The following is a 20,781-nucleotide window of genomic DNA, read 5'->3' as shown; positions in this document are numbered from 1 at the left end:
GCGACTTGAGGAGACACGCCCTACTGTGTCCCGCATGACGACCTCGAACAGGGCGGAGCGGCTAGCGGCGGGCCTGCGCACGCCGGCGCGCGTTCTGCGGGAGGACCTCTGGACGGGGACCGCCGAGCCGAGGCCCACGGCCAGGGGTCCGCGGTGGCAGCGGGGACTCGCGGTGACGGTGGCGGTGCTGCTGGGCGTGGTCGTCACCGCGTCCAACGGCAACAAGTTCGCCTGGGCCTACCAGCTGGGCGAACTCGGCTACGTGCTCGCCGTGGCCCAGGCGGCGATGCTCGTCGTCGCGCTGTACCGCCCGATCCCCGCCTGGTGGGGGTCGACGCTGATTCAACTGCTGCTTCTGGTCGCGTGGTTCGAGATGGGCGACACCGTCGGCGGCAGAAGGTTCCCCTGGACCGGCTCCGAACTCATCTTCCAGGCATGGGTGCTGTTCCTCGTCGCATTGCGGGCCCGCCCCAGAACGGCGGTGGAGACGCTGGTGATCGGCGCGATGCCGGGGCTGGCCTTCGCGTTCGCCACCGGCCACGGCGACCGCGCACCCCTCGCCGCCGCGGTCCTCGTGATCGCCACGGTCGTCGGCGCCTCGCTGCGCGGCCGCCGGGTGGCCCGTACCCAGCTGGTCGAGCTGGAGGAACTCACCGCGGAGGAGCGGGCCCGGCGCACGCTCCTGGAGGAGCGCAACCGGATCGCCCGCGAGCTGCACGACGTGGTCGCGCACCACATGTCGGTCATCTCCATCCAGGCGCAGGTCGCCCCGCACCTGGTCGAGAACCCGTCCGAAGAGCTGAAGGAGAACCTGGCGAGCATCCGGGAGAACGCCAAGGAGGCGCTGACCGAACTGCGTCAGGTGCTCGGCGTCCTGCGCTCCGAGCACCCCGTGCCCCAGGACGAGCGGCACTCCCCGCAGCCCACACTCGACCGGCTGGACGAGCTCGTCGGCAATGTGCGCGGCGCCGGGCTCACGGTGACCACGCACACCACGGGCGAGCGGGCCCGCCTGACCCCGGGCATCGAGCTGTCGGCATTCCGTATCATCCAGGAGGCACTGAGCAACGCGATGCGGCACGCGCCGGGAGCGGAGGTGCGCGTGGAGATCGACCACCGGCCGTCCGCCGTCACGATCAGGGTGGCCAACACCGCACCGGACCGGCCCACCCCGCCCTCGCCGGGCGCCGGCCACGGCCTGCTGGGCATGCGCGAGCGCACCGCGATGCTCGGCGGCACGCTCGCTTTCGGCGTCACCCCCGACGGGGGGTACGAAGTGATCGCGGAGCTGCCCGCGAAGCCCCCCGCCCGACAGGCCGACCTTGTGGAGGACACCGCATGACGACCATCCGCGTGCTGATCGCCGACGACCAGGTGATGGTCCGCCAGGGGTTCACGGTGTTACTGAACGCCGAACCGGGGATCGAAGTCGTCGGCCAGGCCGTGGACGGCAACGACGCGGTGACCAAGGTCGGCGAACTGGACCCCGACGTCGTCCTGATGGACATCCGGATGCCCGGGCTCGGCGGCATCGAGGCGACGCGCCGCATCACGGCCGCACCCCAGGCCACCACCAGGGTCCTCGTCCTGACCACCTTCGACCTCGACGAGTACGTGTACGAGGCGCTGCGCGCCGGCGCGTCCGGGTTCCTGCTGAAGGACGCGTCCGCCACGGAACTCGCCCACGCCGTAAGGGTGGTGGGGACGGGCGAGGCCCTGCTCGCGCCGAACATAACCAAGCGCCTCATCGCCGAGTTCTCCCGGGTGACCGACTCTCCGCACGCCCCGCTCAAGGGCCGGATCGGCAATCTGACCGAGCGCGAGACGGAGGTCCTGTCACTGATCGCGCAGGGCCTGGCGAACGGGGAGATAGCGCAGCGGCTGGTGGTGGCGGAGCAGACCGTCAAGACGCATGTCGGCCGGATCCTGGTCAAGCTGAACCTGCGCGACCGGACGCAGGCCGCGATCCACGCGTACGAGACGGGCCTGGTCCGTCCGGCCGGCTACTGAGACCGCCACGGCACCGGCCGGGCAGGTGGAGCGCGCCGGTCGCGGGTCCCTGAAGGGGGCCTTGCGTACCGTCGTGCCATTCTGCCGGATCGATGCCGTGGCCGGAGTCCGCGGCCGGGTCAGTGGGCGGGTGCGGGGTACGTCGGGTACTCCACCCCGGAGACGTGCTGCACGACCCGGATGACCTGGCAGGAGTAGCCGAACTCGTTGTCGTACCAGAGGTAGAGGATCGCGTTGTCGCCGTCGACCTGGGTGGGGCCCGCGTCGACGATGGACGCGTGGCGGGAGCCGATGAAGTCGCTCGACACGGCGTCGGGTGCGGTCGTGAAGTCGATCTGGCGCTTGAGCGGCGAGGTCAGCGACACGTCGCGGAGGTAGTCCAGGACCTCTTCGCGGTTCGTCTCGCGGCCGAGCTTGAGGCTGAGGATGGCGATCGAGACGTCCGGCACCGGCACCCGGATGGAGCTGCCCGTGATCGTCGCCTCGAGGTCGGGAAGCGCCTTGGCGACGGCGGAGGCGGCACCGGTCTCGGTGATCACCATGTTGAGCGGCGCGGAACGGCCGCGGCGGTCGGAGTTGTGGTAATTGTCCAGCAGGTTCTGGTCGTTGGTGAACGAGTGGATCGTCTCCACGTGCCCGCGCAGGACGCCGTACTCGTCCGCCATCGCCTTCAGCGGCGGGACGATCGCGTTGGTGGTGCAGGAGGCGCACGAGATGATCTGCTCGTCCGGCTTGATCATGTCGTGGTTGACGCCGTGCACGACGTTGAGCACGTCGCCCTTGCCCGGCGCGGTGAGGACGACCTTGGCGACACCGGGGCGCAGGTGGTTCGAGAGACCCTCGCGGTCCCGCCACTTGCCGGTGTTGTCGATCAGGATGGCGTCGTTGATGCCGTACGCCGTGTAGTCCACCGACGTCGGGTCGTCGGAGTAGATCACCTGGATCTCGTTGCCATTGGCGATGATCCTGTTGTTCGCCTCGTCCACGGTGATCGTGCCCTGGAACTGGCCGTGGATGGAGTCGCGGCGCAGCAGCGAGGCGCGCTTCACGATGTCCTGGCCCGCACCCTTGCGGACGACGATGGCGCGCAGCCGCAGACCGTTCCCGGATCCGGCCTTCTCGATGAGCAGCCGGGCCAGCAGCCGGCCGATGCGGCCGAAGCCGTACAGCACGACGTCGCGCGATTCACGGCGCTCGATCTTGTTGGCACCCGTGGCACCCGCGACGGCACCGGCGGTGAACTCCGCCTCGGAGAGTCCGCGGTCGTCGGCCTTGTAGGTCGCGGCCAGCATCCCGATGTCGATCTGCGAGGGGCCGAGGTCCAGCGTGGTGAGGGCCTGGAGGAAGGGCAGGGTCTCGGTGACCGAGAGCTCCGCGCCGTCGATCTGCCGGGCGAATCGGTGGGTCTTGAGGATGCTCACCACCGACTTGTTCACCAGGGAGCGGCTGTGCAGAAGGACGGTGACGTCCCTCTCGCGGTGCAGCTTCCCGATGATCGGGATCATCGACTCCGCGATCTCCTCGCGGTGCATCCAGTTGGTGAACGAGTCGTCATTGACAGTCACAGGTTTATCTTTCGAGCTAGGCGGCGCTCATATGGTAACCCGTCGCTCTTTTGATCATTCAAACGGTGCCGTCCGATGGCCCCCGGGTGGGCACGACGGACCGCGACCGGTCCGCCGGCCGGGACTCGAACAGCTTCACGCGGCGGACACGAAGGTGTCATACGGGAACCGGAATGTGCGGCCGACTCCCCTTCGTTTCCCCTGACATGACTGTGGGAGTAGCGCTCAGCGCGACCGGATCCGAGAACCAGATCGACGCCACCGTGGACCTCGCCCGGGAGGCCGCCGCCGCGGGGCTGCGGTCGGCCTGGTTCGGCCAGACCTTCGGGGCCGATTCCCCGCAGCTCGCCGCGATCGTCGGGCGCGAGGTGCCGGACCTCCAGGTGGGCACCTCCGCGATCCCCGTCTTCGGACGCCACCCGCTGATCGTGTCGAGCCAGGCCCAGACCGCGCAGGCGGCCACCCACGGCCGCTACCACCTCGGGCTCGCCCTCGGCACGAAGCCGCTGACCGAGACGGGGTTCGGCATCCCCTACGAGCGGCCCATCGCCCGCCTGCGCGAGTTCCTCACGGCGCTGCGGCAGCTCACCGAGACCGGCAGCGCCGACTTCCACGGCGAGCTGATCACCGCGGCCACCCCGCTCCCGGCCCGCGTGCCCGGCGCCGAGGGCGGCGTCCCCCTGCTCGTCGCCGCGATGGGTCCGCAGGCCCTCCGGGTCAGCGGCGAGCTGGCGGACGGGATCCTGCCCTATCTCGCGGGGCCCCGGGCCCTGGCGGAGCACATCGTCCCGGCGGTCACCGCCGCCGCCGAGGCCGCGGGGCGCCCGGCGCCCCGGATCGTGGCGCTGGTGCACGGCGTGGTCACCGGCGACGCCGATGCCGCTCGCAGGACCGCCACCGAGCAGCTGGCCTTCTACGAACAGTTCCCCTCGTACGCGCGGGTCGTGGAGCTCTCCGGTGCCGCCCGGGCCGGCGACGTGGCCGTGATCGGTGACGAGAAGGCGGTGGCCGATGAGGTGCGGCGCTACCGGGACGCGGGGGCGACGGAGGTGGTGTTCTCGGGGACGGATCTGGCCGGGGAGGCGGACCGGCGTCGCACGTGGGAACTGCTCGGGGAGCTGGCGGGCTGAGCGGCGGGCAGGGGGTGCGGGGTGCCGTTGTCCGGAGCCCGCCGCACGAGTGCTGACGCCTGAGTATTGACGCCCGATGAAACAGTTCAATACTTTCAGTATCTTCGACTCATGGGGTGCTCCCCCTGAGATGACTCATGGGGTACTCCCCTGAGACACGGAACCGTCGGCACCCCGACAGGAGATCCGATGACCGACACCGCCCCGGCCTCCCCCTCACGCCCCACGACGTTCACCACGCGTTCCCCCGCGACGGGTGAGCCCCTCGCCGAGCACCCGCTGGACGGGCCGGAAGAGGTCGCCCGCGCCGTGGACCGGGCCCGGACCGCCCAGGCCGGCTGGGCGGCGCTGCCCGCCTCCCGCCGCCGTGACCACCTGCTGCGCTGGAAGAAGGCCCTCGCCACCGACCTGGACACGGTGGCCCGCACCATCTCCGACGAGACGGGCAAGCCGGCCGGTGACGCCGCACTGGAGGTCGTCCTCACCCTGGAGCACCTGGCCTGGGCCGCCCGCAACGCCGCACGCGTGCTGCGCCGGCGGAAGGTGCGCACCGGACTGTTCACCGTCCACCAGCGGGCCTCGCTCGTGCACCGGCCGCTGGGGGTGGTCGGGGTGATCGGGCCGTGGAACTACCCGCTGTTCACCCCGATGGGTTCGATCGGTTACGCCCTGGCGGCAGGGAACGCCGTGGTGTTCAAGCCCTCCGAGCTGACCCCGGCCACCGGCGCCCTGCTGGCCGGGCTCTTCGACTCCGCCGTGCCCGAGCACGCCGGGCTGCTCACCACCGTCACCGGCGCCGCCTCCACCGGGGACGCCCTGGCCCGGTCCGGCGTCGAGAAGGTGGCGTTCACCGGTTCGCCCGGGACGGCCCGCAAGGTGATGGCGGTGTGCGCCGAGACACTGACACCGTTCCTCGCCGAATGCGGCGGGAAGGACGCGGTGATCGTCACCGGGGACGCGGACCTCGACGCGGCCGCCGACGCGATCGTGTGGGGCGCGCTGAGCAACGCGGGGCAGACCTGCGCGGGTGTGGAGCGTGTCTACGCGGTGCGTGAGATCCACGCGGCACTGTGCGCCCGCGTGGTCGAGCGGGCCGGTGCGCTGAGCCCGGGGGCCGGGGCCGGTGCCGCGTACGGTCCGATGACACTGCCGGGCCAGGCCGGGATCGTCGAGCGGCATGTGACCGGTGCGGTCGAGGCGGGTGGGCAGGCCCTGCTGGGCGGGCCCGATTCGGTGCGCGCTCCGTACGTGGCGCCGGTCGTGCTGACCGGAGTTCCGGAGGACGCGGCGGCGATGACCGACGAGACGTTCGGTCCGGTCGTGTCCATCAACGCGGTGGCCGACGTGGACGAGGCCGTGGAGCGGGCCAACGCCTCGCGCTACGCCCTGGGGGCCGCGGTGTTCTGCCGGAACGGGCGCGCGGGTGCGGCCGTCGCGGCACGCCTGCGGGCGGGAGTGGTGTCGGTGAACTCGGTGCTGGGCTTCGCGGCGGTGCCGGCGCTCCCGTTCGGCGGTTCGCAGGACTCCGGCTTCGGGCGGATCCACGGCGAGGAGGGGCTGCGCGCCTTCACCGCCGTGCAGTCGACGACGGTACAGCGGTTCACCCCGCCGATCGCGCTGACCTCCTTCGACGTTCCGGCCGCCACGAGGGAACGCGCGGTGCGGCTGGCCCGGGCGCTGCACCGGCGGCGCTGAACGACGGCGCCCCGCCGGGCGGTCCGGCCGGTCAGGCGTTCAGCAGCGGGGCCAGGTACCGGCGGGCGAAGGCCCGGGCCTGGTCCTCGTCGTCCATCTCGATGCAGCCGGCGGGGTTGAGCAGGAAGGACACGGCGACGCGCACCATCAGCTCGGCGACCGGCTGCGGGTCCTCGTCCGGGCGGCCCTCGGCCTGCTGGGCGCGGCGCAGATGGCCCGTCAGATAGGTGACGGTCGCGGAGAGCGAGAAACCGCTCTGCACGGTCAGATAGGGCAGGACGACCTCGGGTTCGAGACGCAGCAGACCGCCGAAGAGCGGATGGGCCCGGGTGTGGCGCAGGGCGACCACGAAGCCCTCGACGACCCGCTCCTCCATCGTCGGCAGCGCCGCCACCGCCGAGTCCAGCCGCTGGAAGAACCGGCTCAGCTCGCGCAGCAGGGTGGCCTCGACCAGCTTGTCCTTGGTCTGGAAGCGCCGGAAGACGGTGACGCGGGAGACGCCGGCGCGCTTGGCGACATCGTCCACGGAGGAGCGGCGCAGGCCGAGGAGGGTGAACTGCTCCAGTGCGGCGTCGAGGATCCGCCGCGCCGTACGGTCCTCGGTCTCCGGCTCGGCGACGGCCGCGGTGCGCCACGCGTCGTTCATGTCAGTTCTCATGGCGCTCACGATACCGGCGGACATCCCCCGCAGAGTCATTGATACGCCTATCATAACTTCGTCACATGACCTCGAATCCCGGAGGATCTGATGGGCAGTCGTCTCACCGAGGAACAGGCCGATTTCGTGGCGGCCGTACGTGATTTCGCCAAGCGGGAGTGCGGTACGCGGGAGCAGCGCGACGCGCTGACCGCGGGCGGGCGCGAGGCCCACAGCCCCGAGCTGTACGGCCGGCTCGCGGGCCTTGGCTGGCTCGGGGTGTGTCTGCCCGAGGAGTACGGGGGTGCGGGCGGCGGGCTGGCCGACGCCTGCCTGTTCCTGGAGGAGACCTCGTACGGCATGGTCCCGGCAGGGGGGTTCGTCACGACGGTCATCGCCGCGAAGGCGTACGAGAGGTTCGGCACCGAGGAGCAGCGGCGGGAGGTGCTGTCCGGGGCCGTGGCCGGTGAGGTGCTGTCCATCGCCATGTCGGAGCCCGGGGCCGGGTCGGACGTCGGTGCGCTGTCCTGCCGGGCCCGGCAGGAACCGGACGGCACGTGGGTGATCGACGGTCAGAAGACCTGGATATCCAACGCGCACTGCGCGAAGCACATCCTGCTGGTGGCCCGTACCGGCGAGGACAAGCACGGCGGGCTGACCATGTTCCACCTGCCCGCCGGCACCCCGGGCGTGGAGGTGCGGCGGATCGACACCATGGGCGGCCGGGAGGTCAGCGACGTCTTCCTCACCGGTGTACGACTGCCTGCGGAGGCGGTCGTCGGCCGCGTGGACCACGGCTGGCGGCAGCTGATGGCCGGGCTGAACCACGAGCGGCTCTTCCTGGCCGCGAACATGCTGGGCCTGGCGCGCCGCGCCTTCGACGACACGGTCGCCTACGTCCGCGGGCGCGAGCAGTTCGGCCGGCCCGTCGGCTCCTTCCAGGCACTGCGGCACCGGATCGCCGACCTGGCCACCGAGATCGAGTGCACCCGGCTGCTGGTGCGCGACACGGCCCTGGACTGCGACGCGCAGCCGGACAAGGTGTTCCCGCGCGAGGCCTCGATGGCCAAGCTCAAGGCGACCGAGACCGCCAAGCGGGCGGCGCTGGAGGGCATGCAGATGATGGGCGGCTACGGCTACACAACGGAGTTCGACATGGAGCGCCATCTGCGGGCGGCCGTGGTGTCCACCGTCTACGGGGGCACCAGCGAGATCCAGCGGGATGTCATCGGCAAGACGTACGGCCTCTGAGAGGGGCGGAGCCGGGTCCGGGCCGCACGGGGAACGGAGCGCGCCCGGACCAGCCCTCTCAGTCCTCGTAGAGCCCGGAGAGCTCGTCGGCGAACTTGTCCCGGATGACCCGCCGCCGCATCTTCAGCGACGGCGTCAGCTCGCCGCTCGCCGGGCCCCACTCCTCGGCCAGCAGCGCGTACCGCTTGACCTGTTCGGTGCGGTTGAGCCGGGAGTTGGCGGCGGCGACGGCCCGGTCCACCTCCGCCAGCACCGCTGGGTGCTCCGCGAGCCCGGCCGGTCCCCGGGGCGTCTCGACGCCGTTGGCCGAGGCCCAGCCTGGCGCCGCCTCCGCGTCGAGCACCAGCAGGGCGACCAGATAGGAGCGGTGGTCGCCGTGCACCATCGCCTGGCCGATCAGCGGGTGCTCCTTGAGCGCGTTCTCCACCAGGGCCGGCGAGACGTTCTTGCCGGTGGAGGTGATGATCATCTCCTTCTTGCGGTCGGTGAGCCAGAGGTAGCCGTCCACATCCAGCCGCCCGATGTCACCGGTGGCCAGCCAGCCGTCGGCGTCCAGGTCGGACCGCACGGAGCCGTCCTGCTGGAGGTAGCCGGAGAAGACGGACGTGCCCCGCACGAGGATCTCGCCGTCCTCGGCGATGCGGACCTCCACCGAGTCGACCGGCCGGCCCACCGAGCCGAGCCGGAATCCGGCCCGCGGGCTGTTGCTGGTGGCCACACCGGTGGTCTCGGTCAGCCCCCAGGCGTCCATGATGACGACGCCGAAGCCGGCCCAGAACCTCACCACGTCGGCCGGCATCGGCGCCGACGCACTGGCCGCCCAGGTCACCCGGTCGAGTCCGCCGGCGGCCAGCATGGGCAGCAGCACGTCCGCGCGGACCCGGGCGTAACTCTTCTCCAGCCCTTCGGGCGGCGCCTCGCCCCGCTCGCGGTACCCCACGTGTTCGCGAGCGATGGCGAACGCCTCGTCGATGAGGGCCCGTTGCCCGTCCGGCATCAGGGCGAGGAGGCCCCGCACGGTGGCGGACAGCTTCTCCCAGATCCTCGGCACACCGAAGAACTGCGCGGGACGCACCTTGCGCACCACGGCGGCGACGCCCGTCGGGTCGGGGCAGAGGTAGACGTGCGAGGCCCGGTGACAGGGCAGGTAGATGCCGAGCATCCGTTCGGCGATGTGGGCGAAGGGCAGGTAGCAGATGTGCTCGACGTGCGGGGGCAGCTCCACCACGGCGTCGAGCGCCAGGGCGTTGGACATCACCTGGCGGTGGGTGAGCACGACACCCTTGGGTTCACCGCTGGTGCCGGAGGTGTAGACGACGGTCAGCGGGTCATCGGGCCGGGCGGTGTCCAGTTCTCCGCCGGCCCTCTCCGGCACCGGTTCGCCGAGCAGGTCGGTGTACGGGACGTGGTCCCCCTCCGCGCCCGCCTCGGCCACCACCAGACGCTCCAGCGGGGTGCCGGCGTCCGCGATCAGCGGCTCCCACAGCGCCACCTGGGCCGCGCCCTCCACCACGGCGAGGCGGGCCCGGCAGTTGCGGGCGATGTGGGTGATCTGTTCGGGGGCGGCGGTGCCGTAGACGCTGACCGGGACCGCACCGAGGCGGACCAGCGCGAGGTCGGACAGCCAGTGTTCGGACCGGTTGGACATCATCAGCAGGACCCGGTCGCCGCGGCCCACCCCGAGGGCCCGGAAGCCGGCGGCCAGGCTCCGGGTGTGCGCATGGACCTCCGCCCAGTTCAGCGTGGTCCAGTCGTCCTCGCCGCCGTCCGCCGGCTTCCAGGAGAGAGCGGGGAGTCCGGGGTGCTCGCGGGCATTGCGGGCCAGCAGCTGCGGCAGGGTCCGGTCGGCCGGGGCGTCGGGCAGGTCGCCGGTGGTGCGGGGTGCCGGTGTCATCGGGGCCTCCTTGCGGATCGGAAGGGCGGCGGCCCGGTCCGCTCGACCAGGGCATCTACTGAGCGTTCGCTAAGAACGTAGAAGTGAGCGGACCGGCGGTCAACTACCCGGACGTTCCCAGTTATTGCGGCTTCAATCGAAGAATGGAATCAGACCGGGCAGCACTCGCCCAGGGCTCTCCTGAGCGAACGCTAAGTTCTGAAACGGAGGCGCTCACGGGGCCGCGGCCGTACGATGTGGCCGGTCGCCGCCCGTTCCGAGGAGAGCCGTTGAGCACCGACCCGAGCCCGACCACCACACCTCCGGCGGAGCACTGGCGCTCCTACGGCCCGCTCGGCCTGCACCCGATCCTGGTGCACGCCATGGAGGCCTTCAACGAGCACGGGTACCACGGCACTTCGGTCCGGGACATAGCCGGCCGGGTCGGCGTCACCGTGCCCGCGCTGTACTACCACTACGCGAACAAGCAGGCGCTGCTGGCCACGCTGCTCGAAACCTCCATCAAGGACGTCCTGGACCGCTGCCGGGCCGCGGCGGCGGAGGCCGGGACCGATCCGCTGGCGCGGTTCCGCGGCATGGTCGAGTCGATCGTGCTCTACATGGCCCATCGTCAGCAACTGGCCTTTCTGGACACCGAGATCCGCAGCCTGGAGCCGCAGAACCGGGCCCGCTATGTCGCCCTGCGCGACTACCTCGAACACATGCTGCTGGACACGGTCGAAGCGGGCCGCGCCCAGGGCGTGTTCACCACACCGATCCCGGCCGACGCGGTGCGTTCGGTGCTCGTCATGTGCCAGGGCGTCGCCAACTGGTTCCGTGCGGACGGCCCGCTCACCGCGGAGGAGGTCGCCGAACGCCACGTACTGCTGAGCCTTGGCACCGTGGGCCACCCCGGCGCGGTCACCGGCGGCCTCGCGTTCCCGTTCGCCCGGGACTGAACCGGCCGGACCGACCGTCCACGGCGCGTCCCCACCGGGCCGGTCAGCCGCTCCGGCCCGCTGACCGCGTGTGATTGACTCATCCGCATGGCTCCCGCCTCCCGATCCGCCCGTTCGGCCGCACCCGTCGGCCGGACCGCGGCCACGCGGCCCCGCAACCGCAGGCAGCTCATCGTCGAGGCGGCCGGGCGGGTGTTCAGCGAGCGCGGCTACCACCCGGCGTCGATGGAGGAGGTCGCCGCCGGTGTGGGGATCACCGCGGCGGCGCTGTACCGGCACTTCCCGAACAAGTACGCCCTGTTCGCCGAGTGCGCCGACGTCATGGTGGACGGACTGGCCACGGCGCTCGACGAGCTGCCGGCCGGGGCGTCCCTGAGCGATGTGCTCACCGCCATCACCCGCATCACCATCGCGCACCGCGCGTCGGGCGGCGTGTACCGGTGGGAGGCCCGCTACCTCAGCCACGAGGACCGGCGGCGCCTCGCGGCCAAGTTCGGCCGCCTCGTCGAACGGGTCGACGCGGCGGTGCAGCGCGAACACCCGCTGCCCGACAAGCGCCTGCGGGCGGTGGCGGCACTCGGTGCGATCGCCTCCATCACGATGCATCACACCTCCATCGCCCAACGCCGCGCCGAGGAGCTGCTGCTGGTGTCCGCGCTGCGCGTGACCGCGCGTGACCCCGCGGCGGGGCGGCCGGGTGCACGCCCCCTCGAACTTCCGGCCCCGCCCGTGCCGCGGACACGACGCTCCGAGATCCTCGCGGCGGCCATCCCGCTGTTCGCCCGGGACGGCTTCGCCGGCGTCACCAACGGACAGATCGCGCAGGCGGTCGGACTGACCACGTCCGCGCTCTACCGCCACTACCCCGGCAAGATCGACATCCTGTCGGCGGCATGCCTCCAGGCGGCGGGGCTGCTGGCCCAGGGGGTGGAGAGGAGCCTGCACGAGGTGGCCGGTCCGCACGACGCCGTCGTCGCGCTGGCGGCGACGTACGTGGCGTACAGCTTCGGGCACACCGAGCTGAACAGCGTGGCCGAAGCCGAGCTCACCGGCCTGCCGGCCCAGTTGCGGCAGCCCCTGCTCCTCGCGCAGCGGGAGCACATCGCCGTCTGGGAGCACCAGCTGCGGCTGGTCCGCCCGGAGCTGGACCCGCGCCAGGCCCGAGTGCTGGTGCACGCCGGCTTCGGCGTGACGGTCGAGGCGGGACGGAGACTGCGGTGGCAGGACAGCCCGGAGCACCGTGCGGCCGTGACCGCGCTGGTCGTGGCCGCTCTGGGGCTCTGAGCAGCGGTCCGTCGCGGGCAGGCAGCAGGCGGGGCCGCACACCGGCGGCGGCTCAGCCCGCCCTGTTCCCGGTGGGGATGGTGATGGGCGTGGTGGTCCCGGAGGAACCCCCGTTGAGGAACAGCATGCCCAGGGCGCGCACCATCTGGTCGATCGCGTAGAAGGCGCCGGGCATGACGGGCGACAGCCCCTCACGGAACAGGATGTACGCGGGCCACGCGGTGCGGACCAGCGCGGCGGACACGTAGTCGCGCTTGAGGCCCAGCCAGTCGCCGACCTCGTCGCTGAGGACGTAGCGGACGAATTCGTTCAGGAAGCCGCGGGTGACGCCGAGGTCGATCTGCGCGGTCAGACCGAGCAGTTCCCCGGCGAGTGCGATGCCCTCGGTCGAGGGGGTGAGGATCGGGGTGAGTACCTGCGCGGACTGTTTCTCGGCGGCGGCCCAGGTCTGCGGAATGTGCTCGTCCGGCACACCGAGCAGATGGAGGGCGACCTGCCACGAGTGCAGGAACGCCTCCTGGTCCGCGGCCGGGAACGGGACCTTCCAGTCGAGCAGCCGCCTGCGGACATAGGTGCCCAGGCTGTGGAAGGTGACCAGGATGTCGGCGGCACTGATCGGGACGGTCTCGTCGGCGACCGCCCGCCAGTGCGGCGACTGCGGCAGCAGATGGCGCACGGCGGCGTGCACCACGCGTGTCTTGTTCGCGGTGACGACGAACTGCCCGGCCGGCTCGAAGGCCCCCAGCTGGGACAGGTCGTAGCCGAACGTGAACGTCTTGGCCGCGCGGTCCTGCATGTGGGCACCGCCCGCGGACCAGTAGACGCTCTTGGCCTCGCGGGGGATCACGGTGCTCATGATTCCGCTGCCGAGGCCGTACAGCATGAAGAGGTACAGGTCCCTGCGGCGGTTGAAGTCGGCGGCGCGGGCCAGCTTGACGGGGTCCGCCCAGGCGGGCAGCCGGTTGACCTGCGTCAGATACGCGGCGAACTCGGCCGGCAGCCCGCCGGGCAGCGGGTCGTCATTGTTCACCCAGGACGCCCATGCGGTGTTGATCGCGGGCACGTGTCCGCCGTCGAGCATCGACACCATCAGCGGGTCCGCCACGTCGTCCCAGATCCACGCCGGACCGGTCCCCGCGTCGGCCCCGGCCACCGAGCCGGGCGACGCCCACGCCTGGGCGGGCTGCGCCACGCCCACGAGACCGAGCGCGACACCGAGCGACAACATCCTGCGCCTGCTGAGATTCTCCATTGACTTACCTTCTTCCCTGAAGGGCCAGATGGTCTTATGTGCCTTCGCAGAAAGGCCAGTTACGTGGCCAGCACGAGATGATCAAGGTTACACAGATGTGATTTCTCATTAACATAGCGAGACGCGTCGCCGTCGGCAATGGTGAGGACACGGGGTGGGAGAATGCGGGGCCCGGCCGAAGCACGCGACAGCTCGGAGCCGGGCTCCGGCACCGACGAAGTGGGGGTGGTCATGGTGTTGGCCATGTGTCCGCTGTGCAGCGACGACGAGGACATCGAGGCGGTCCGCCAACTCGACGGCGGAGGCCGGCTCGTGAGGCACCGGTGCGGCTACGAATGGGAGCACAAGGAGCCCGTGGTCCCCGCGAGGAACACACTCCGTCCCTTCGGTGAGCTCAACTCCCTTTTCCCGAAAGCCGGGGAGGCCGGTCCCGAGCAGGTGAAGCGCGTGGCCCGGCTGAAGGAGCGCTACCTCGCCGTCCGGCCGGACCTCGACCCCCAAGTGGCGGACTACTGGGCGAAGTACCAGCGGATCTTCTCCCCGGGCGGACTGTGGACGTGCGACCCCCGAGCCCTCAAGGACTTCGCCAACTCCGAGATCGGAGCCCGCCCCGGCAATCAGGCCACCTTCAACTCCGCGTGGAACGAGATGGGCGACGCGGCAGCCGCGGAGGCGACCCGCAAGACGATCGAGTACCTCCTGCACGGGCCCGACGACGTGCCGCTCGAAGACCGGCTCGAGCATCTCCTGTCCGGCACCGAGCCGTTCGCCATGACCGGATTCAAGGAGGCCCTCCTCACCAAGGTGCTCTGCGTGACGTACCCCGACCGCTTCCTGACGATCCTGAAGTACACGACCGAGGCCGGCGGCAAGCGGGAGATCGCGCGGATGGTCTACGGGCTGGAGCTGCCGAAGCCCGAGTCGGCGAACTGGACGCTCGGCCGGCTCGTCCTGTGGAGCAACGACCTCCTGCTCACCCTCGCCGGCGAGGGCTTCGCCAACCGGCAGCACGCCGCCGCGTTCCTGTGGTGGGCCAAGGACCAGGTCGGAGGGCGAGGGACGCCGTAGACCGGCCGGCCGTCGGGGGCCGGGGGCCGGGCGGGCAGGGGTCCGCCCCCGACCGGCCCCCCGAAACGATCAAGGGCCGGTTTCGGATTTCTCCGAAACCGGCCCTGATCTGCGACTGTCTCCAGTCGGGACGACAGGATTTGAACCTGCGACCCCTTGACCCCCAGGAGTAGGGGTCATCCCTTTTGTCTGTACATACGTCCAGAAATCAGGGGGCACAGCGTGTGGTGACGTGCGTGCCGTTCAGGTGCGCGGACACCGTCTGGTCCCGAACTGGTCCCCATGGGGAGTGTCCGTGACACGCTCGTCCAAGGGTCGCCGCCAGGTCAAGAGGCCGCCTCGCCAGGGCCTGTCACGGCATGACACCTGGCAGTCTTGCGCTGAGCTCGCAGATGGTGTCCCACCATTGCCAGGAATCACTGCTGCACCACTGCTCCTCATAGACCAGCTGCCAGGCCGCCAGTTCACCGAAGTGGGTGGTCACCGTGGAGGTGTCGCTGTCAGGCGCTGCGCTCTTGCCACGAGTCGCCGTTTGATGTCGTGCAATCGGTGAGCCGCCCGGTATCAGGACAGCTGAAATTCGGTGAGTTTGCGTATGGCACAGCCACCACACTTGCTGCACCAGTCGAAGTCGGTGCGAGCCATGAGGTCGGTGACGGTGAGGAGGTCGCCGCCGGCCACAACTGCGCTTTCGTGGGTGTCCGGCATCAAGCCGAGGTGTAGAGCTGGACCGCAGCCAAGGGACCCAGGGGGGCCGCTGCCGCTTCGCCACCGATCGCTGCCGGGCTGCCGGGCTACCGGAAAGGCGCGAGGCGGATGCAGTCCTTTGTAAGCAGGCCGTGCCATACCGCCACCGGCAGGCCGCTCGGCATCCACGTTCCGCAGGTTGTGCGCGCCCCGCCCCAGGACAAGCTGGCGCATGCCCTGAGCCGCAGGGAAGAGGGGCCGTGAGGCACGGGGCGCACACTTACCTGCCCCCAGGGCTACCACCGCTCGCGCGGCGGCGCTGGTCCCGCGTGAACGCCCGCCCCCTGAAGCAGTGCTGACGTGTGACAATACTGATCCCGCTCGCGCCTGTACCACAGGAGACGACGTAATGATCGCTGACCTCGTGGCCGCACCGGACAGGCAGCTGGAGCCCTTGAAGACGCTGGCTCACGTCGAGTTCCAACTGCGCGTCCTGGGGCTTTTGTGCGCGGCTGCGGCGGGAGGGCCGACGGAACTGACCACACCGGGTTCCCTCGACCGGTGGTCCACCTACGTCAAGCGGCAGCAGGGGTCCCTGGAATGCGACAGCTGTCGGGCCTCGGCGCTGGTCGTCGCCGACAGCATCAACATGGAGATCGCACCGGGAATGTCGCTCCGGCGGATGCGGAATCAGGTGTTCCACGGAGGGCCGGACCCCCAGAACGTGGATCTCGACACTCTGCACCAGGTGGTCGAGGACAACGCGACCCGGATCGTGAGGATCCACGAGCACGGCCACGCCACTAACCTCGAGCCGTTCTTCACCCTGGTCAGAGGCGAACCCGCCGCGCTGCAGGACTACTCATCGGCGACCGCGACCTACTGGCCGCGCAGTGGGCCGGCGACCGACATCAGCGATCAGGGGACCCTGGACGCCCTTCAGAAGCTGGGGCTCCAGGGCGGTGACAGGATGTTCGAGAGCTTCGCCGCGGACATCGAAAAGGATCTCCGTGGATTCGCCAAGCCAGGTTCGGTCCAGACGCTCGTCGACCCTCCCGAGCCCATCGCGGCCCGCTGGGAACTGCGTACTTCGGAGGGCTCGGTCCGTCGGGTCGACCATTTCGAGCTGGACGTCGACCACGCCCGAATTTGGCGCTCCGAGGCCGGTCCGCGTCCGTACAAAGCATTCCTCGCGGAGATCTGCAAGTGGGACCTCCTCAAGGAGCGGCTGCTGGAGGGACTCGATGAGCAGGTTGAGCTCGAGAAGAAGATCAGCGACGAATTGTTCCCGGATCTCAAACGGCACATCCCCAATGTGCCCGCCCAGGTCCACATCGCCAGCGGACCGTTCGGGGAGGGGCGCGACGTCACGATCACCGAAGCGTGCGCGCGCATCAGCCAGCAGGCCGGGATCTACAACGCCTGCACCAACCTGATCACGCTGACAGGGGAGGCGGGGTCGGGCAAGACGCATAGTCTGCTCCAGTTTGCCCGGGAGTCCCTTTCCTCAGGTGAGGACCTCAGCCCCTTGGCGGTCTACATCTCCTCGAGTGGAGCGAGTGCGAACAGCCTCGACACGCTGCTCGACGCCCGCATGGCGCCGACCCGCATCCTCGACAAGCGCTCGGTGCTGGCCCTCTGCCGCGCCGGTCTGGTGATCCTGGTGATCGACGGCTTCGACGAGCTCCTCGGTTTCCGCACCTACGACAATCCCCTGACCGGCCTGAAACCCATCCTGGACGAGTTGCGCGGCAAGGGAACCGTCGTGCTCTCGGCGCGGTCGAGTTACTCGGAAGCCCGGCTCCTGCGGAGCTTGACCGCGCGCGATGCCCTGGCCTGGCCGCCATATATGACGCCGCTCGAACTGCTGCCGTGGCGGCCTGAACAGCTGCGGGCTCTTACCAGTCAGCTGCCGATCGAGGTGGACGGCACGGGCACACCCCAGGAGATCCGGCAGCTGTTGACCACGCCCTTCTTTTGCCTGGCGTTCGTCGACTGGGTGCGGACCGAGGGATCAGGCGAGTTCATGCAGTTCGTGGTCGACACCTACCTGCAGCGGGAACGCCGCAAGATGCCGGGCCAGGGCGGCAACGACCTTTTCAGTTCGGAGGTCTTGGCCGACATCTTCTCCGAGGTGTCGGAGCTGATAGCCCGCAACGTCGTGCCGGAGATCTCCGGGGAAGATTTCGAACTGGCGGCGTCGCTGGCCCTCGGCCGGGATCTCAACAAGGAGGAGAAGCGGCGGCTGGTCGCGCTCTGTGGCCTGAGCGCGGAGTGGGCGGACGACGAACTGGCGTTCAAGTTCACCCATCTCGCGATCGCCGAGCAGTTCCTGGCCCGTCAGATCGCCCGCCTACCGCTGGACCAGGCGGTGTCCCTCTTGTTCAGCGTGCCCATCTCTCCCCTGTGCGCTCAGCTCATCCTGTCCATGTGGAAGTCCCAGGGCCGGGGGCAGCCCACCGAACTGGTCATGGAACTCCAGCACAAGGTGAGCGCGGCGTATGCCTCCGACGCGCATCTGCCCGGGGCCTCGCTCAGCCTCGGCGCCTTGTGGGCAAAGGTCCACGGGGTCGGCGAAGGGCCCCGGACCGGGCGGTGCATCAGCGTCGAGAACCTGGAGCTGAGCGGCTCCGGACAGGTGACGCTCGTGGACGCACGGGTGCAGAACCTGACCGTGGAGCCGGGGGTCGAACTCCTGCTGGCCTCCGGTCGTGTGGAGCGGCTGGACCTGTCGCGGTCCGGCGCCAGCGCGCTGCTGGGCGACTCCTACAAGCACGTACGCGAGCTGCTGATGCACAACGAGCTGGCGGTCGGACGGCCGAGCATCAAGCGCGCCCTAGGGCTGGCCGATGAACAGAGCGCCGACGACAGTGACAACCATTTCAAGGCCAACATCACCCGTGCGCGGGGGCCGATTATTGTGAAGCGCGATTACGCCCCGGATGAGAACAGCCAGCTCCACTGGGTCTCGGACTACGGCCTCGACACCTGGCAAGCTTTTGTGCGCAGGATGCAGAAGGAAGGCAAAATTAGCATCGAGAAGGTGAACGCGAGCGGGCGCCCAAAGGTGCGGCTGCGTCCGACGGAGTCGTTCGACGCGTGAGGAACAGTCCAGCGCCGGCTCGTGGTGTCCGGTACGCGCCCCACCGCGCTGCCCGACCGTCCACGTGCATGCCCTTCCTGGGCATCTACGGCGAGGTACCCGGCGCCTTCGGCCGCTGGAATGCGCAGGCGATCGGGACCGACACGCTGCGTACCTACCGGGCGGCGGCCGATGCGATCACCTCATCCGATCTCGACTACACCATGCTGCGTCCGGCGTGGCTCTGGGACGAGGACGAGATCGACTACGTCATCGCGCGCGCGAAGAGCCGTTCCGCGGGAAGGCCGTCTCCCGGAAGTCCGTCGCGGCCCTCGCGGTCGAGATCATCGAAGACCCGCAGCAGCGGGTCCGCGCCGACCTCGGTGAAACAAGCCGGGCACCGAAGGCGACCGCCCCGTCTTCGCATGACGCCCTGCCAGGCAGCGTATGACGTGACGCGTCCAGCCGGCGCACGCGTGCCGCCCGCACCGTACACAGCGCCGCGAGGCCCGGCCCCCGATCAGCCGGGGAACTGGCCGAGGGGGGACACGCCGTGCCCGCCTACGAAGACCCGCGCCTGCCGCCTCGATTCGGAGGTGGCGCTCTTCGTTCTCGCTATCACGGATTTGGCCTGCGGTCATTCTTTCACACTAACTGCGTCCGCTGACACGGCCGGTTGCAATCATCAGCAGATGAGCGATTACGAGCGAGCCCTTCCGGCGTGGGTGCGTGCGGTGGTGCTGGCGGCGGGCGGCGGGTGGTGCACCTATTGCGGGTCGAACGGCATCCGGGCCGAGGCTGTCGATCACGTGGTCCCGCTCCACCTCGGCGGAGCCCACAGCATCACCAATTTGGTTCCTTCGTGCCGCTCCTGCAATTCAAGCAAGCGGGACCGGACAGTCCTGAGGTGGAGGCGAAGCATCCACCGGCGCATCTTCCACAACGGGGTATGGCCGAACGAGGTCGCCGACTACACAGAGGAGGGGGCCCTCGCTAACGTCCGGAGGATCCAGGACCACGTAGCGAAACTGGCCCGGGAACATCAAGCGGACGCCCTCGAGAAACTTCTGCGGCGCGTTGCCCTCATCGGCATGAATCTCCAACACCTCACCGCCGGTCAACGGGCTGACGTGCTGGAGGCAATGCGTGTGCTGTGCGACGAGTTCGCGTCCGATCAGGTCAGCCATGGGGCGTGATTTCCTTCAGGCTTCGATATGCGGGTACGATCGGCGCGTGACGATTGCCGAGCACCCGGCGGTCATCTTCCACTGCAGCACTGACAATGCACCCGAGACCCCTGGTCGGTGCGCGGAGGATTCCCGCGGGCGCGTGGTCGACCACGACTGCCCCGTCCGCGTGGCCTGCAGTGAGGGAGGATCCCCGCAGGGAGACCTTCCTGCTGTCCCTTGACGCCCAGGATCTGCATGTGCTCCGCTACCGGCCGCACCTCGACGCAGGCACAGTCGTAAATCCGCAGGCCGTGTGCCTCACTGCCGCAGGAACAGCGCTTCCATTTCTGCCGGGCGAGGCCGTTGAACAGGTCGTGGACGGGATGATCGATCGCCCAGCGGGTAACCACGGTGTCGTGCCGGTGGTGGCCATGACGTGAAGGACGTCCGCCCGCTCCAGCTCGGAGCGCCAGCCCTTGGAGAAGCCGTAGGCGGCATCATCGGTCACCCACCGGAATGGAATCCTGTCCGCGATGGCGCGGCGGACCATCGCCTTGGCCGTGGCCACCTTGGTCTCGGAGGCGACCTCATCGGCGATGCCGGCCCGGTGGCACCGTTCCCGGTCATCCATCCAGGAGGTGGGCAGATACAGACGCCGGTCGATCAGTGTCCGCCCGCGGCCGGTGGCATAGGCGAGGAAGACGCCCACCCGGCAGTTCTCCGTGCGTCTGGCGGTGCCGGTAGTACTGCCATTGCACCCAAGCCGACCGCGTCCCCTTCCTCAAAATGCCCGTATCGTCCACGACCAGGACGGCGTCGGGGTCGCCGAGGTGGTCGACCACGTGCTGACGCACGTCGTCGAGGGCCTCGTCGGCGTCCCACTCGATCCGGCTCAGCATCCGGTGGATGCGGACCGGGCCCGCGTGGCCGGCTTTCTCCGCCAGTGTCCAGCCGTTCTTCCGCTGCAGCGGAGCGATCAGCCCCCGCAAATAGGCCAGTGCCGACTCACGCGGCCCCGACCTGCTGAAACGGTGCACGAACCGCTCATCCACCGCCTCCAGTTCACCCGCCCCAACCTGACATCAGCAAAGTCCTCACCCATAACCACACCGACGACCG

The 20,781-nt window shown here is 69.9% G+C and carries 14 protein-coding genes, 1 tRNA gene and 1 pseudogene; 10 read left to right on the top strand and 6 right to left on the bottom strand.

Going from position 1 to position 20,781, the window contains the following annotated elements; translation table 11 throughout:
- Nucleotides 1–34 precede the first annotated feature (34 nt).
- Together OG408_RS35235 and OG408_RS35230 are read left to right on the top strand one after the other, a co-directional pair.
- On the top strand, nt 35–1,342 hold the full coding sequence (locus OG408_RS35235) for a sensor histidine kinase (RefSeq protein ID WP_266785637.1): 1,308 nt from the start codon (nt 35–37) through the stop codon (nt 1,340–1,342).
- Nucleotides 1,339–2,010: a response regulator transcription factor gene (locus OG408_RS35230; protein ID WP_326673681.1), complete on the top strand. Its 672-nt coding sequence runs from the start codon at nt 1,339–1,341 to the stop codon at nt 2,008–2,010. Before OG408_RS35235 ends, OG408_RS35230 begins: the two co-directional genes overlap by 4 nt.
- Before the next feature lie 119 nt (nt 2,011–2,129).
- On the opposite strand, the gene OG408_RS35225 is transcribed toward OG408_RS35230, so the two are convergent.
- On the bottom strand, nt 2,130–3,575 hold the full coding sequence (locus OG408_RS35225) for a glyceraldehyde-3-phosphate dehydrogenase (RefSeq protein WP_266785633.1): 1,446 nt from the start codon (nt 3,573–3,575) through the stop codon (nt 2,130–2,132).
- A 206-nt stretch (nt 3,576–3,781) separates the two neighbouring features.
- On the opposite strand from OG408_RS35225, the gene OG408_RS35220 reads away from it, so the two are divergent.
- Both OG408_RS35220 and OG408_RS35215 read left to right on the top strand, forming a co-directional pair.
- Entirely contained in the window at nt 3,782–4,705 is a 924-nt protein-coding gene (locus tag OG408_RS35220; RefSeq protein WP_266785631.1) for an LLM class F420-dependent oxidoreductase, read from the top strand.
- Between the two features lie 189 nt (nt 4,706–4,894).
- Nucleotides 4,895–6,400 (top strand): aldehyde dehydrogenase family protein, encoded by a 1,506-nt coding sequence (locus tag OG408_RS35215; protein ID WP_285564189.1) that lies wholly within the window; start codon nt 4,895–4,897, stop codon nt 6,398–6,400.
- Between the two features lie 31 nt (nt 6,401–6,431).
- Here the strand turns inward: OG408_RS35215 and OG408_RS35210 are convergent, their stop codons facing one another.
- A complete protein-coding gene (locus OG408_RS35210; RefSeq protein WP_326673680.1) occupies nt 6,432–7,058 on the bottom strand; it encodes a TetR/AcrR family transcriptional regulator in 627 nt (208 codons plus the stop codon).
- Between the two features lie 90 nt (nt 7,059–7,148).
- Here OG408_RS35210 and OG408_RS35205 point away from each other — a divergent pair, with 90 nt between their 5' ends.
- The gene (locus OG408_RS35205) at nt 7,149–8,288 is read left to right on the top strand and encodes an acyl-CoA dehydrogenase family protein (RefSeq protein WP_266785625.1); all 1,140 of its coding nucleotides are present in this window, start codon (nt 7,149–7,151) and stop codon (nt 8,286–8,288) included.
- Nucleotides 8,289–8,346: 58 nt separating this feature from the next.
- On the opposite strand, the gene OG408_RS35200 is transcribed toward OG408_RS35205, so the two are convergent.
- Nucleotides 8,347–10,182, bottom strand: a complete 1,836-nt coding sequence (locus tag OG408_RS35200) for an AMP-dependent synthetase/ligase (protein WP_266785623.1) — start codon at nt 10,180–10,182, stop codon at nt 8,347–8,349.
- A gap of 269 nt (nt 10,183–10,451) precedes the next feature.
- Between OG408_RS35200 and OG408_RS35195 the strand changes: the two genes are divergently transcribed.
- A complete protein-coding gene (locus tag OG408_RS35195; protein ID WP_266785621.1) occupies nt 10,452–11,120 on the top strand; it encodes a TetR/AcrR family transcriptional regulator in 669 nt (222 codons plus the stop codon).
- An 87-nt stretch (nt 11,121–11,207) separates the two neighbouring features.
- A complete protein-coding gene (locus OG408_RS35190) occupies nt 11,208–12,404 on the top strand; it encodes a TetR/AcrR family transcriptional regulator (protein WP_326673679.1) in 1,197 nt (398 codons plus the stop codon).
- A 52-nt stretch (nt 12,405–12,456) separates the two neighbouring features.
- On the opposite strand, the gene OG408_RS35185 is transcribed toward OG408_RS35190, so the two are convergent.
- A complete protein-coding gene (locus OG408_RS35185; protein WP_266785617.1) occupies nt 12,457–13,656 on the bottom strand; it encodes an oxygenase MpaB family protein in 1,200 nt (399 codons plus the stop codon).
- 162 nt (nt 13,657–13,818) lie between these two features.
- Between OG408_RS35185 and OG408_RS35180 the strand changes: the two genes are divergently transcribed.
- A complete protein-coding gene (locus tag OG408_RS35180) occupies nt 13,819–14,724 on the top strand; it encodes a hypothetical protein (protein ID WP_326673678.1) in 906 nt (301 codons plus the stop codon).
- A gap of 125 nt (nt 14,725–14,849) precedes the next feature.
- Here OG408_RS35180 and OG408_RS35175 read toward each other — a convergent pair.
- A tRNA-Leu gene (locus OG408_RS35175) sits at nt 14,850–14,929 on the bottom strand.
- A gap of 891 nt (nt 14,930–15,820) precedes the next feature.
- Between OG408_RS35175 and OG408_RS35170 the strand changes: the two genes are divergently transcribed.
- Both OG408_RS35170 and OG408_RS35165 read left to right on the top strand, forming a co-directional pair.
- Nucleotides 15,821–18,514 carry an NACHT domain-containing protein gene (locus OG408_RS35170; RefSeq protein WP_326673677.1) on the top strand — a complete coding sequence of 898 codons (2,694 nt, stop codon included), beginning with the start codon at nt 15,821–15,823 and terminating at the stop codon, nt 18,512–18,514.
- A gap of 68 nt (nt 18,515–18,582) precedes the next feature.
- Nucleotides 18,583–19,689 carry an HNH endonuclease gene (locus OG408_RS35165; protein ID WP_326673676.1) on the top strand — a complete coding sequence of 369 codons (1,107 nt, stop codon included), beginning with the start codon at nt 18,583–18,585 and terminating at the stop codon, nt 19,687–19,689.
- A 242-nt stretch (nt 19,690–19,931) separates the two neighbouring features.
- On the opposite strand, the pseudogene OG408_RS35160 reads toward OG408_RS35165, so the two are convergent.
- A pseudogene (locus tag OG408_RS35160) lies at nt 19,932–20,764 on the bottom strand (IS701 family transposase); the annotation flags it as partial.
- Between the last annotated feature and the right edge of the window lie 17 nt (nt 20,765–20,781).

The organism is Streptomyces sp. NBC_01257, assembly GCF_035917255.1.
GTDB lineage: Bacteria > Actinomycetota > Actinomycetes > Streptomycetales > Streptomycetaceae > Streptomyces.
The sequence above is the reverse complement of the archived record's forward strand: the minus strand, read 5'-3'. Positions and strand labels throughout refer to the sequence as shown.